General features: G+C 64.8%; 12 protein-coding genes. 10 read left to right on the forward strand and 2 right to left on the reverse strand.

All coding sequences use genetic code 11. From position 1 onward, the window contains the following. Positions 1 to 7 precede the first annotated feature (7 nt). From tssE to IGS60_RS14165, 8 genes are all read left to right on the forward strand, one after another. Positions 8 to 484, forward strand: a complete 477-nt coding sequence (gene tssE / locus IGS60_RS14130) for a type VI secretion system baseplate subunit TssE (protein ID WP_230505076.1) — start codon at positions 8 to 10, stop codon at positions 482 to 484. After that, positions 481 to 3,123 (forward strand): type VI secretion system ATPase TssH, encoded by a 2,643-nt coding sequence (gene tssH / locus IGS60_RS14135; protein ID WP_230505078.1) that lies wholly within the window; start codon positions 481 to 483, stop codon positions 3,121 to 3,123. The genes tssE and tssH overlap by 4 nt, the downstream gene beginning before the upstream one ends. Before the next feature lie 34 nt (positions 3,124 to 3,157). Beyond that, positions 3,158 to 4,195, forward strand: a complete 1,038-nt coding sequence (gene tssA / locus IGS60_RS14140; protein ID WP_230505080.1) for a type VI secretion system protein TssA — start codon at positions 3,158 to 3,160, stop codon at positions 4,193 to 4,195. 33 nt (positions 4,196 to 4,228) lie between these two features. Next, positions 4,229 to 5,029: an ABC transporter substrate-binding protein gene (locus IGS60_RS14145; RefSeq protein ID WP_230505082.1), complete on the forward strand. Its 801-nt coding sequence runs from the start codon at positions 4,229 to 4,231 to the stop codon at positions 5,027 to 5,029. Between the two features lie 25 nt (positions 5,030 to 5,054). After that, entirely contained in the window at positions 5,055 to 5,567 is a 513-nt protein-coding gene (locus IGS60_RS14150; RefSeq protein ID WP_070224147.1) for a lipocalin family protein, read from the forward strand. A gap of 264 nt (positions 5,568 to 5,831) precedes the next feature. Continuing rightward, positions 5,832 to 7,589, forward strand: coding sequence for a methyl-accepting chemotaxis protein (locus IGS60_RS14155; RefSeq protein WP_230505085.1), 1,758 nt, complete (start codon positions 5,832 to 5,834; stop codon positions 7,587 to 7,589). Between the two features lie 86 nt (positions 7,590 to 7,675). Next, on the forward strand, positions 7,676 to 8,383 hold the full coding sequence (locus tag IGS60_RS14160) for a tRNA-uridine aminocarboxypropyltransferase (RefSeq protein ID WP_230505087.1): 708 nt from the start codon (positions 7,676 to 7,678) through the stop codon (positions 8,381 to 8,383). 128 nt (positions 8,384 to 8,511) lie between these two features. Beyond that, positions 8,512 to 9,654, forward strand: a complete 1,143-nt coding sequence (locus tag IGS60_RS14165) for a PA0069 family radical SAM protein (RefSeq protein WP_230505333.1) — start codon at positions 8,512 to 8,514, stop codon at positions 9,652 to 9,654. 158 nt (positions 9,655 to 9,812) lie between these two features. On the opposite strand, the gene IGS60_RS14170 is transcribed toward IGS60_RS14165, so the two are convergent. After that, the gene (locus IGS60_RS14170) at positions 9,813 to 10,469 is read right to left on the reverse strand and encodes a gamma-glutamylcyclotransferase (RefSeq protein WP_230505089.1); all 657 of its coding nucleotides are present in this window, start codon (positions 10,467 to 10,469) and stop codon (positions 9,813 to 9,815) included. 29 nt (positions 10,470 to 10,498) lie between these two features. After that, positions 10,499 to 11,467 carry a LysR family transcriptional regulator gene (locus IGS60_RS14175; RefSeq protein WP_230505091.1) on the reverse strand — a complete coding sequence of 323 codons (969 nt, stop codon included), beginning with the start codon at positions 11,465 to 11,467 and terminating at the stop codon, positions 10,499 to 10,501. Positions 11,468 to 11,573: 106 nt separating this feature from the next. Between IGS60_RS14175 and IGS60_RS14180 the strand changes: the two genes are divergently transcribed. Beyond that, complete coding sequence (locus IGS60_RS14180) at positions 11,574 to 12,107, forward strand: VOC family protein (RefSeq protein WP_070224143.1); 534 nt, start codon at positions 11,574 to 11,576, stop codon at positions 12,105 to 12,107. Between the two features lie 52 nt (positions 12,108 to 12,159). Continuing rightward, positions 12,160 to 13,182, forward strand: coding sequence for a fumarylacetoacetate hydrolase family protein (locus IGS60_RS14185; RefSeq protein ID WP_230505093.1), 1,023 nt, complete (start codon positions 12,160 to 12,162; stop codon positions 13,180 to 13,182). Positions 13,183 to 13,189: the final 7 nt, after the last annotated feature.

Here is a 13,189-nt window from a genome sequence, read left to right on the forward strand (position 1 = left end):
AGAGCGCATGGACAGTTATGTACCTGGCCTGTTTGACCGCCTGATGGATGACGGCGGCGGTGCGGCGGGCGGCGTGGCGGTGCGCCTGTCGCTGGAACAATTGAAGGATGCGGTGGCGCGCGACCTGGAGGAACTGCTCAACACGCGCGTGGCCCTGCCGCCCGGCGCGCTCGACGCCTATCCGGAATGCGCGGCCTCCATCGTCAACTATGGCCTCATCGATTTCGCCGGCATGTGCCTGTCCAGCAGCGATGACCGCGCCCGCATCTGCGCCGCGCTGAAGGCGGCCATCGAACGCCATGAACCGCGCCTGCGCAATGTGCGCGCCCGCCTGGAGCGCGAAGCGGGCAGCATCAACCGCGTCGGCTTCGTCATCAGCGGCACCCTGGCCGTGATGACCGGCGGCGAGGCGGTCAATTTCGACGCCGTGCTGCAGCCGTCGTCGCTGCGCTATTCGATCAACCGCAAGGGAGCCGCCGCATGAGCAATCATTTGAAAACCTTGATCGCCAAACTCAATGACACGGCGCGCACGGCCGCCACCCGCGCCGCCGCCATCTGCGTGGGACTGGGCCAGTACGAAGTCGATGTCGAGCACCTGTTCCTGGCGCTGCTGGAGCAGGAGCGCAGCGATTTCGTCACCATCGCGCGGCGCAGCGAAATCAGCCTGACGGCGCTGGAGGCGGACCTGCGCCGCGAGATCGGCGGCTTCAGGACGGGCAGCGCGCGCACGCCCGTGTTTTCGCGTCACTTGCCGCTGCTGTTCGAACACGCCTGGCTGATCGCTTCGCTGGACACGACGCGGCCAGGGCCCATTCGCAGCGGCCATCTGTTGCTGGCGCTGCTGACGGAGCCGGAACTGTCGCAGCTCGCGTACCGCGGCTCGAAGCTGTTCGCCCGCTTCAGCGTGGAGCAGTTGAAACACCATCCGGATAAACTCACGGCCGGCTCCGGCGAGGAGGAAGCTGCGGCAGCGCCGCAGCTTGCCGACACGCCAGTCGACCCGGTGGCTACGCTGGCGACGAAAACCCCGGCGCTGGACCAGTTCACCACCGACCTGACGCAGTTGGCGCGCGACGGCAAGCTCGATCCCGTGATCGGCCGCGAAGCCGAGATACGCCAGGCCGTCGACATCCTGCTGCGCCGGCGCCAGAACAATCCGATACTCACGGGCGAGGCGGGCGTGGGCAAGACGGCCGTGGTGGAAGGCCTGGCCCTGCGCATTGCTGCCGGCGACGTGCCCGAGGTGCTGCAGGGCGCGCACATCCACGCGCTCGACATGGGCTTGCTGCAGGCCGGCGCCAGCGTGAAGGGCGAGTTCGAAAGCCGGCTGAAAAATGTCATCGACGAGGTGGCGAAAAGCCCGCATCCGATCATCCTCTTCATCGACGAGGCGCATACCATGATCGGCGCCGGCGGCCAGGCGGGACAGAACGACGCGGCCAATCTGCTGAAACCGGCGCTGGCGCGCGGCGCCCTGCGCACCATCGCCGCCACCACCTGGAGCGAGTACAAAAAGTACTTTGAAAAGGATGCGGCGCTGGCGCGGCGCTTCCAGGTGGTGAAGGTGGAAGAGCCGAGCGAAGACATCGCCTGCGCCATGCTGCGCGCCATGGCGCCGCTGATGGAGCGCCATTTCGGCATCCGCGTGCGCGACGCCGCCATCGTCGAGGCGGTACGCCTGTCGCACCGCTACATCAGCGGGCGCCAGCTTCCCGACAAGGCCATCAGCGTGCTCGATACGGCGTGCGCCAAGGTGGCGCTGGGCCAGCGCGCCACGCCGGCGCAGCTGGAAAACGCGCACCGGCGGCAGGAACGCATCGGTGCGGAAATCGCCGCCCTGAGCCGCGAAGCGGCCGATGGCGAAGCGCCCGACAAGGCCGGCGCCGCGCGCCTGGCGCAGCTGCGGCGCGAGCATGACGAAGGACAGGCGCAGATCGCGGCGCTGGCGCAGCGCTGGGAGCGCGAAAAAACGCTGGTGGCGCAGATTGGCGACTTGCGCGCGCAGCTGCGCGGCGAGCGGCCGGGCGAGATCGGCGCGGCGCGCCTGCTGGCGCTGAAGGAAGAGCTGGCGGCCCTGCAGGGAGAGGCGCCGCTGTCGCCGCTGGAAGTCGATGCGCAGGTGGTGGCCGGCATCGTCGCCGGCTGGACCGGCATCCCGCTGGGAAAAATGCTCAAGGACGAGATCCGCACGGTGCTGACCCTGGAGGGCGCGCTGCGCGAACGGGTGCTGGGACAGGACCACGTCATCGACGCGGTGGCGCAGCGCGTGCGCACGGCGCGCGCCAGCCTGGACGACCCGAACAAGCCGCAAGCCGTGTTCCTGTTCACGGGGCCGTCGGGCACGGGCAAGACGGAAACGGCGCTGGCGCTGGCCGATCTGCTGTACGGCGGCGAACGCAAGCTCATAACCATCAACATGAGCGAGTACCAGGAAGCGCACAGCGTGTCGGGCCTGAAAGGCTCGCCGCCCGGCTATGTCGGCTATGGCGAAGGCGGCGTGCTGACGGAAGCCGTGCGGCGCCAGCCCTACAGCGTGGTGCTGCTCGACGAGGCGGAAAAAGCCCACCCCGACGTGCTCGAATTGTTCTTCCAGGTGTTCGACAAGGGCGTGCTCGATGATGCGGAAGGGCGCGAAGTCGATTTTCGCAACACCATCATCATCGCCACGTCGAACCTGGGGTCCGGCGCCATGATGGCCGCCTGCCTGAACCGGGTCGCGCAAGACTTGCCCACGCCGGCCGCGCTGGAAGAACTGGTGCGCCCGCAACTGGTGGCGCATTTCAAGCCGGCCCTGCTGGGGCGCCTGAAAGTGCTGCCATTTTTTCCCCTGAACGACGCGGTGCTGGCCGAAATCATCGCCCTGAAGCTGGCGAGGATAGGCGCGCGCATCGCGCGCAACCACCAGGCGCAGTTCAGCCATGACGCGGGCCTGGTCGACGCCGTGCTGGCGCGCTGCACCGAGGTCGATTCGGGCGCGCGCAATGTCGATCAAATTCTGAACGGCAGCCTGCTGCCGGCGATCGCCGAAGCGGTGCTGGCGCGCATGGCGGCAGGCGAGCCGGTCGCATCGATACGCGTCACTGCAAATAAGCAGGGGCAGTTCAAATACACCATCAAATAACGTCAGCAAGTAACGTCACCCCGCGGAGGGCACCATGTTCAATCTGGAGCAGTTGCTGCACCCCGTCAGCGCCGTCAGTCCCTGCGGCGAAGACATCACCTTCAGCCAGGAGCTCGACGCCATCGCGCGCGCGCGCCAGCACGACGACCCGAGCCTGGACCAGGGCGAGTGGGTGACGGCGCTGAAGGAAGCCGACTGGCCTTTCGTGGCGACGCGCTGCGAACAGCTGATCGCCACGCACAGCAAGGATTTGCGCGTGGCCGTGTGGCTGGCCGAAGCGCACGCGAAAACGCGCCACTTCCGCGGCCTGGGCGACGGCTACGCGCTGCTGGCCGGCCTGTGCGAGCGTTACTGGGATGGCCTGTACCCGCCGGCGGAAGAGGGCGACCAGGAGCAGCGCATCGGCAATGTCTTCTGGCTGCTCTCGCGCACGCCGCAGCTGCTGCGCGAGATTCCGCTGACGGAAGGCGCCGACGGCCTGTTTTCGCTGCAGGATTTCGATGCGGCGCGCCAGCGCGCGGCCGCCAGCCTGGCGCCGGGCGCGGCGGAGCAGGGCTGGGGCGATGCGCGCCACGACGAAGGCGTGACCCTGGCGCAGATGGAGGCGGCGCGGCAAAGGAACTCGCGCGCCTTTTCCGACGCCTTGCTGGCCGATGCGCAGTACTGCATGCAGTCGCTGCTGGCGTTCGAGCGCAGCGTCGACGCGCGTTTCGGCGTCGACGGTCCGAGTTTTCGCGCCGCGCGCGAAGCGCTGGAAAACGCCATTCATTTCATCGCGCCGCTGTCACCGGATGCGGACTTTGCCGGCGCGCCGAGGGTCGCTGGCCAGGGCGCTGACGCAGGCGCAGGCGGGAGCGCCGTCGTGCAGCGCCAGCAGGCGCTGGCCCAGCTGCGCCAGGTGGCCGATTTTTTCCGCCGCACGGAGCCGCACAGCCCCGTCGCCTACCTGGCCGACAAGGCTGCCAGCTGGGGCGAGCTGCCGCTGCACCTGTGGCTGCGCGCCGTCGTGAAGGATTCAAGCACCCTGGCGCAACTCGACGAAATGCTGGGCACGAACAGCGCGAACGGATGATCGGTTTGCGCGCTTCCATGCTAATCTTCCGGCATGTCCAGAATGTTCATCCTGCCTGCCGCGCTATGCCTGTTCCTCGCTGCCAGTGTGCGGGCGGAAGGGGCGACGCCGCTGGTGATCTATGGCGACGACGATTATCCGCCGTACTCCTACGTCGACAACGGCCAGCTGAAAGGCATCTACACGGAGATCGTGCGCGAAGCCGTGCAATCGATGCCGCAATATGCGGTGCAACTGCGTCCCGTGCCGTGGAAACGGGGCGTGCTGATGCTGCAGACAGGCGAGGCGTTTGCCCTGTATCCGCCGTATTCGTGGCGCAGCGAGCGGCCGTACGTGCGCTATTCCGTGCCGTTGCTGATGGAGCAGCTGGTGGTGCTGTGCAACCAGGACGTGCTGGCGAAGCGCGCGCTGCGGCAGTGGCCCGCCGATTACGGCGGCCTGCACATCGGCGTGAACGCGGGTTTTTTGCTGGGCGATGCGCAACAGACGGCAGCCCTGCAAGCGGCCAGCATCGTGTTCGATACGGCCAAGGGCACGCGCACGAATCTGCTCAAGCTGATGCGCGGGCGTATCGATTGCTATGTCAGCGACCGCCTGTCGGCGCAGTGGGAATTGCAGCGCATCCGGCGCGAGGGTGCGCCGGGCACGCCGATGCAGGCGATACAGGAAACCGCGCAGCTGGCCAGCCAGCAGGGCCACCTGGGTTTTACGGAGCGCCGGCCTGCCGCCTACCCTTATCGCGATGACTTTATCGAACAATTCAATGCGGCCATCGTGCGCATGCAAGCCAATGGCGCAATTCGCCGCATCCTGGACCGCGCGCTGCTGCCCTGACTGATTCAACCCGATGGAGAAAAACATGAAAAGAATATTATTGCTATGTGTGCTCGTGCTGGCCGGCTGCGTAGGCCGGCCCGAGAATATTGTGCCAGTTAGCAACTTCGACACGACCCGTTATCTGGGCAAATGGTATGAGATCGCGCGCCTCGACCATTCGTTCGAGCGGGGCCTGAGCCACGTGACGGCCGACTACAGCCTGCGCCAGGATGGCGGCCTGAAAGTGCTCAACCGCGGCTACCAGGATGCGGACGCGAAGTGGAAGGAAGCGGAAGGCAAGGCGTACTTCGTCGACAAGAAAGACGTGGGCTACCTGAAAGTGTCTTTTTTCGGTCCCTTCTATGGTTCCTACATCGTGTTTGATTTGGACCAGCAAGATTACAGCTATTCCATGATCAGCGGCCCCGACAAATCCTACTTCTGGTTGCTGTCTCGCACGCCCACCATGGATCCTGCCTTGCAGCGGCGCCTGATCGAGAAAGCCGGTGGCTTGGGTTTCGATACATCAAAATTGATCTATGTGAAGCAAAACTGACCTTGCTTGCCTGCCGCCCGTTCGTGGCGGCAAACCGTCTTCTGGTTGTTGCTTTTCTGCATGTTATTTCTTGCAATACCACTCTGATTCACTCACAATCTGCTCCAAAGTGGTGCGCTGCGGCGTGCTGCCATTCTGGTGACGCGCCTGCCATTGCGTCGCCGCTCGTGATTGCCGCACGGCAGATGCCTGCTATATTGATACGTAGCAGCACGTCGGTTTCGTGGCGTCTGTGCATTGTTTTTTTCAGATAGGAATCACGCAATGAAAAACCTCAAAATCGGCGTACGTCTCGGTGGCGGTTTTGCCGCCGTCCTGCTCCTGTTGACGACCCTGACCGTGGTGGGCATCGTGCAGATGCAAAGCGCCAGCAAGGAAACCGATGCGCTGGTCAACGTCAAGGTGCGCAACGAGCGCCTGATCGGTGAATGGACCAAGGTCATCGAGGTGAACGCGGCGCGCACGGCGGCCGCCTGGAAAGTCGGCGATCCCGAACACCAGAAGCAGTTTGAACAGGAAATGGCCGTCTCGTCGGCACGCGCCACGGAAATTCAGAACGCTATCGGCAAAAGCGAGCTGAATGCCGAAGAGCAATCGCTGTACCAGGAGGTGCTGAGCACGCGCAAGGCTTACACGGAAGTACGCAAGAATGTGTTCAAGGCCAAGAATGCGGGCGATCTGGAACTGGGCAAGCGCCTGTACGAAGGCGACATGGTCGCCAAGCGCGACATCTACCTGGCATCGTTGAAGAAGCTGGAACTGCTGGAAGCCAAATTGCTCGACGAAACGGCTGCGCAAATTCGTTCGCGCTACGAAAACGGCCGTCTGCTGCTGATCTCGCTGGGCGTGGTGGCCATCTTGCTGGGCATTGCCTGCGCCTACTGGATCACGCGCTCGATCACGCGTCCCATCACGCGTGCAGTCGAGGTGGCGCAAGCCGTTTCCGCCGGCGACCTGACCAGCCATATCGTCGTGGAAAGCCGCGATGAGACGGGACAGCTGATGCACGCGCTGAAAAACATGAACGATAAACTGGTCAGTATCGTGGGCCAGGTGCGCGCCGGCACCGAATCGATCAGCACGGCGTCGAGCGAAATCGCGGCCGGCAACCTGGACCTGTCGTCGCGCACGGAAGAGCAGGCCAGTTCGCTGGAAGAGACGGCATCGTCCATGGAAGAGCTGACCTCCACCGTGAAACTCAACGCCGACAATGCGCGCAGCGCCAACCAGCTGGCCATCGACGCCTCGCAGATCGCCAGCAAGGGCGGCGTGGTGGTCTCGGAAGTGGTCAGCACCATGGGCTCGATCAACGATTCCTCGCGCAAGATCGTCGACATCATCAGCGTCATCGACGCCATCGCCTTCCAGACGAATATCCTGGCCCTGAACGCGGCCGTCGAAGCGGCCCGCGCCGGCGAGCAGGGCCGTGGTTTTGCCGTCGTGGCCTCCGAAGTGCGCAACCTGGCGCAGCGCTCCAGCGCGGCGGCCAAGGAAATCAAGGGCTTGATCGACGATTCCGTGCAAAAGGTCGAGGCCGGTTCGCAACTGGTGGACAAGGCGGGCCGCACCATGGACGAGATCGTGCAAAGCATCAGCCACGTGACGCAGATCATGAACCAGATCACCGACGCCAGCGATGAGCAGCGCACCGGCATCGAACAAGTCAACCGGGCCATCGGCCAGATGGACCAGGTGACGCAGCAAAACGCGGCCCTCGTGGAAGAAGCGGCGGCGGCGGCCGAATCCATGCAGGAACAGGCAGCCAAGCTGGCCGATGTGGTGGGCGTGTTCAAGCTCGATGCCACACAGCGCTATGTTTCGGCCAGTGCTGGCCCGTCCGTGACGGCGTCGGCGCCCATCAAAGCTGCGGTGCGGCCTGCCATGCGGCACGCCACGCCGCGGACGCCGGCACCCGCCGTGGCCGCGCCTGCGCCGGGCAAGGCGGCGCCAGCGGACGCTGTGCGCGCACGCGCGCCGAAGACGACGGTGGCATCCGGTGCCGACGACTGGGAAGAGTTTTAAGCGCAGGTGTTTTAAGCGCAGCTTTCCCTTGGCATGGCACGGGCGCTACAATCGCGGCTTGAAGAATCCCGCGAACGCGCTCCGCCATGACCACCCGCCGTACCTCCAGCTCTATTTCCAGCGCGATCGCCAGCCCTGGCGCCGCATCCTCCTTCCAGGCTGAACCCGCCAAACGCGCACGCTGCCCGGTCTGCCTGCGCGCTGCGTCCAGCTGCATTTGCCGCTGGACTGCCCCCGTCGCCCACGCCGTGGACGTGCTGATCCTCCAGCATCCGCTGGAAGTCCACAACGCCAAGGGCAGCGCCCGCTTGCTGCATCTGAGCCTGCCCAACAGCCGCCTGCTGACGGGCGAACAGTTTGCCCCGGACGCGCTCGCCGAACTGCTGGCCGGCAAGCACAATGTGCTGCTGTACCCGGATACGCCAGGCGACCGTTCGCTGGGCATCGCGCCGCCGCCAGCGCTCGACCCGTCCATCTTGCTCGATCCGGCCCGATTTTCGAGCCAATTGCGGCTGGTGGTGCTGGACGCCACCTGGCGCAAGAGCCGCAAGATGCTGTATCTGAATCCCCTGTTGCAACAGTTGCCGCGCCTGCCGCTGCGCGATACACCCACTTCCCATTATCTGATCCGCAAGGCGCATGCGCCAGACCAGTTATCGACGCTGGAAGCGACGTGTTATGCCCTGATGCAGTTGGAGCAGGACGCTTCCCGCTTCGTTCCCTTGATCACGGCATTTGACGGGTTTGTCGCGCAGCAGTTGAGTTATGTCATGCCGCATGGCGAAAAAGCTTGAAACGACAGCACGGTAGCCCTTGATCTTGGCCGCACAGCGGCATAGTATACTGTACGTATATACAGTTGATGGGGCCGTTCATGAAAGCAATCATTCCAGAGCACGATGACAGCTTCGCCGGGCAAGCCATGTTGCCGCCGCAATCGCTGAAAGCGCAAAAGGGGCGCGGGGCCATCTCGAACCTGCAGGGGCGCCACGAGACGCATGCGCGCGCCGGTTTCGATGACGGCTGGAGCGTGGGCGGCCTGGACGAGGCGGCTGGGGAAGAGGCGGCGCCGGGATGGAAGACGCAGGTCAGCGACGAACAGGCGCGCACCATTCTCACGCGCAACGCTTCGCCCGATTTGCCCTTCAACGTGTCGCTGAACCCGTACCGGGGGTGTGAACATGGCTGTATTTATTGCTTTGCCCGCCCCACGCACAGCTATCTGGGCCTGTCGCCGGGCCTGGATTTCGAAAGCCGCATCTACGCCAAGGTGAACGCCCCCGAATTGTTGCGGCGCGAACTGGCCAAGCCGTCGTATGTGCCCGAACCGATCGCCCTGGGCGTCAATACCGATGCGTATCAGCCGTGCGAACGCGAACGCCAGCTGACGCGGCGCGTGCTGGAAGTGCTGCACGAATGCGACCACCCCGTGGCGCTGATCACGAAGTCATCGCTGATCGAGCGCGATATCGACATCCTGGCGCCCATGGCGGCCAGGCGCCTGGCCGCCGTGGCCGTCACTGTCACGACGCTGGACCCGGCCATCGCGCGCACCCTGGAGCCGCGCGCGGCCGCCCCGGCGCGGCGCCTGCGCACCATCCGCACCCTGACGGAGGCGGGTATTCCCGTGGGTGTGAGCATCGCGCCCATCATCCCTTTCGTGACGGAGCCGGAAATCGAGCAGCTGCTCGAAGCCGTGCGCGACGCGGGCGCCATCCACGCCCATTACGTGGTGCTGCGCCTGCCGTGGGAAGTGAGCCCCTTGTTCCAGCAATGGCTGGAAGCGCACTTTCCGGAGCGTGCCCAGCGCGTGATGAACCGGGTGCGCGAAATGCGTGGCGGCAAGGATTACGACAGCGCGTTCGGCGCGCGCATGCGCGGCGAGGGCGTGTGGGCTGACCTCATCCGCCAGCGCTTTGAAAAGGCCGTGCACCGGCTGGGGCTGCACGGCAAGGGCGGCCGCTTCAAGCAGCTCGATTGCACGCAATTCCGCCGGCCGCTGGTGGTGCCGCCGCTGGGTGCAAAAGTAAAAAAAGGCAATGCGGGGCAGCTGGATTTGTTTTAAGTTAAACCGGCGTCACCGCTGATGCCGCAGGGCTGCGCTCATGGGCAGCAATGCGGGCGAGGCAGGCCTGCGGCTGGGAGGAGTGCCGTCGCTTGCCAGAAGTGGCGCGCCGCCGTCCGGAAACGCGGAGGCAGAGGCTAGACTCAGGCTACCTCAGGCTACCTCAGGCGCCGGAGGGCGCCGGAGGGCGTTGCGGCGCTATCGTGGGCATTATCCTGTGCTTGCATCTGCGCCAGATGTTGCTCAATGGAAAAGACATGCGGATCGCTCTTGCCCAGTTCGCGCAGGGCGCTGGCCAGGTGCAGCAGGTACTCGCTGTTCGGACCGCTGGGGCCATTTGATCGGGCGATCTGGCGCGCGATATCGAGTTCCGATGCGGCGCCGAGGAAGGCGGCGTTTTCCTCGTTGGCGATGTACACCAGGCCTTCGACCTTGCTGCCATCGTCGAAGGTGATGTCGGTGGCCAGGCGCAGGTAGCCGTTTTTTTCGCGGTGGTCGAGGTGGGCGAAGACTTCGGGCGTGATCAGATACGCCATGCCGTCGCACACGGCGCCCGCCTGCGGCACGATGGTGGCGACCCGGCCCGGCGCCATGGGCGTGCCCCGGTGGTCGTGCGAACCTTGCCAGAAGCGCCGCGTCCAGCCTTCGATGCTGGCGGGGCGCCGTTCGATATAGGGGAAGTCCGCCTTGTAGATCAGCGAGCCATAGCCGAACAGCCAGACCTGCTCATGGCCGTCGAATTTGTTCATGCGCTGGTTGATGGCGATGATGGCGGCGTCGGTGGCAGACAGGGCGTGCTGGTCAGGCTGGGTCATGGTGCAAGTGGATAAGGGGCGATGCGCCATTATAAAGGGGCGCCGGCCGGGCCGCCGGCCGACAGCGCCTCGCGGGCCGTGCCGCCGCCCGCTCCCACGTTCCACTCGTGCGTCTCGACAAAGCGGAACAGGAATGCCATGAAGCTTTCGGCGGCCGGCGACAGCGAACGCCCCGTCTTCGTGTAGACGAAAAAGCGCCGCGTCAGTTCCGGCTCGTGCAGGGTGCGCATGTGCAATTTGTAGAGTTTGACCATCGGCTCCGCGTACGGCAGGCAGACCGTGATGCCGAGGTTGGCGCTGACCATGGCCAGCGCCGTCGTCATGAAGGTCACTTCGTTATAGGGATTGAGCGACAGTTCGCGGAACGCGCCGTGCATGTCGCGCAGCAAACGCTCTGTGAACTGGCCCTGCAGCGAAATGAACGGGTAGTCGCCCACGTCGGCCCAGGTCACGCGCTCTTTCTGCTGCAGCGGATGCTGCTCGGGGAAGACCAGTACGAAGGGCATCTCGAACAGCACTTGCGCGGCGATTTCCGCCGTCGGATCGCGCTCGGGGCCGATGCCGAAATCGACTTCGCCGCTGAAGACGCGCGCCGACACGTTTTCCACGGGGCAGTCGACGAGGCGCAGCTGCACGTCCGGGTGCGCCTGGCGGTAGGCGGCGATCACTTCCGGCAGCAGGGTGCACGCCATCATCTGCGGCGCGGCGATGCGCACCAGGCCCGTCTTCAGGGCCTTGCGCTGGGCGATGCCGGCCATGGCGCCGTCGAGGTCCTCGATCATCTTTTCAAACAGCGGATACAGTTCGCGGCCGATTTCCGACAGCTGCGTCTTGCGCGTGCTGCGCTCGACCACGCGCACGCCCAGCACGCTTTCCAGTTCCTTGATCAAGCCGCTCAAGGCCGATTGCGTCACGTGCAGATATTCGGCGGCCAGGGTAAAGCTGCCGGTCTTGGCCAGCGCCACGAAGGCGCGCATCTGTCGCAGGCTGGGACTCATAAGATAATCCGATAAATCGATGGTTAAAAATTGTTTGTATGATAGCTGTAACTCGATTCTAATGGTGAAAAGCTGAAAAACCCGCCATCCATCGGAGACAGACATTATGAAGATCAAGCAAATCCACCACGTCGCCTACCGCTGCATCGACGCGAAGAAAACCGTCGAGTGGTACGTCAAGCATTTGAACATGAATTTCGTCCTCGCCATCGCCGAAGACCTGGTGCCGTCGACCAAGGCGCCGGACCCGTACATGCACGTCTTCCTCGACGCGGGCCAGGGCAATGTGCTGGCCTTTTTTGAACTGCCGACGCAGCCGCCGATGGACCGCGACCGCAATACCCCGGCCTGGGTGCAGCACCTGGCGCTGGAAGTGGGCAGCATGGAGGAACTGCTGGCCGCCAAGGAGCGCCTGGTAGCCGCCGGCATCGAGGTGCTGGGCCCGGTGAACCACGCCATCTTCCAGTCGATCTATTTCTTCGACCCCAACGGCCACCGCCTGGAACTGGCGGCCAACGTGGGCACGCCCGAGATGATGGCCAAACTGGACGCCGTCAAATGGGAAATGCTGGAAGAATGGTCGCAGACGCGCCGCGCGCCGAAGCACGCCGCCTGGATGCACGCGCCGGCCGAAGCCTGAGCGCCGCCCACGGCATCCATCTGAACACTACGCCTAACAAGGAACACACTCCATGAAACTCGCAACCCTGAAAAACGGCAGCCGCGACGGCGCCCTGATCCTCGTCAGCCGCGACCTGCGCCAGTACCAGCGCGTGGCCGCCATCGCTCCCACCCTGCAGGCGGCGCTCGACAACTGGGACGCTGTGGCGCCCAAGCTCGAAACCGCCTACGCGGCCCTGAACGCGGGCCAGGCGCCGGACGCGCAGCCGTTTGATGCCAATCTGTGCCACTCGCCGCTGCCGCGCGCCTACCAGTGGGCCGACGGTTCGGCCTACATCAACCACGTGGAACTGGTGCGCAAGGCGCGCAACGCGGAAGTGCCGGCCTCGTTCTACACGGACCCGCTGATGTACCAGGGCGGCTCCGACAGCTTTATCGGCCCGCGCGACCCCATCTTCGCCCTGTCGGAAGAGTGGGGCATCGACCTGGAAGCGGAAGTGGCGGTGATCACGGGCGATGTGGCCATGGGCGCCGGCGTGGACGACGCGGCGAAAGCGATCCGGCTGGTGATGCTGGTCAACGACGTCTCCTTGCGCAACCTGATCCCGGGCGAACTGGCCAAGGGCTTCGGTTTCTTCCAGTCGAAGGCGGCCAGCGCGTTTTCGCCCGTCGCCGTCACGCCCGACGAACTGGGTGCCGACTGGGCGGACAGCAAATTGCACCTGCCGCTGCTGGTGGACTTGAACGACAAACCGTTCGGTAAACCAAATGCGGGCGAAGACATGACCTTCAATTTTGCGCAGCTCGTCGCCCATGCGGCGAAGACACGCGAACTGGGCGCCGGCAGCATCGTCGGCTCGGGCACCGTGTCGAACAAGCAGGGCAACCTGTTCGGCTCCAGCATCGAAAACGGCGGCGTCGGTTACTGCTGCCTGGCCGAAGTGCGCATGTATGAAACCATCGAACACGGCGCGCCCAAGACGGCGTACCTGAAGTTCGGCGACACGGTGCGCATCGAGATGCGCGACGCGGCGGGCGCCAGCATCTTCGGCAGCATCGAGCAAACCGTGGCCCTGTACGCCGGCCGCGCCTGAGGGGAGG

Source organism: Janthinobacterium sp. FW305-128 (assembly GCF_020858135.1).
Taxonomy (GTDB): domain Bacteria; phylum Pseudomonadota; class Gammaproteobacteria; order Burkholderiales; family Burkholderiaceae_D; genus Janthinobacterium.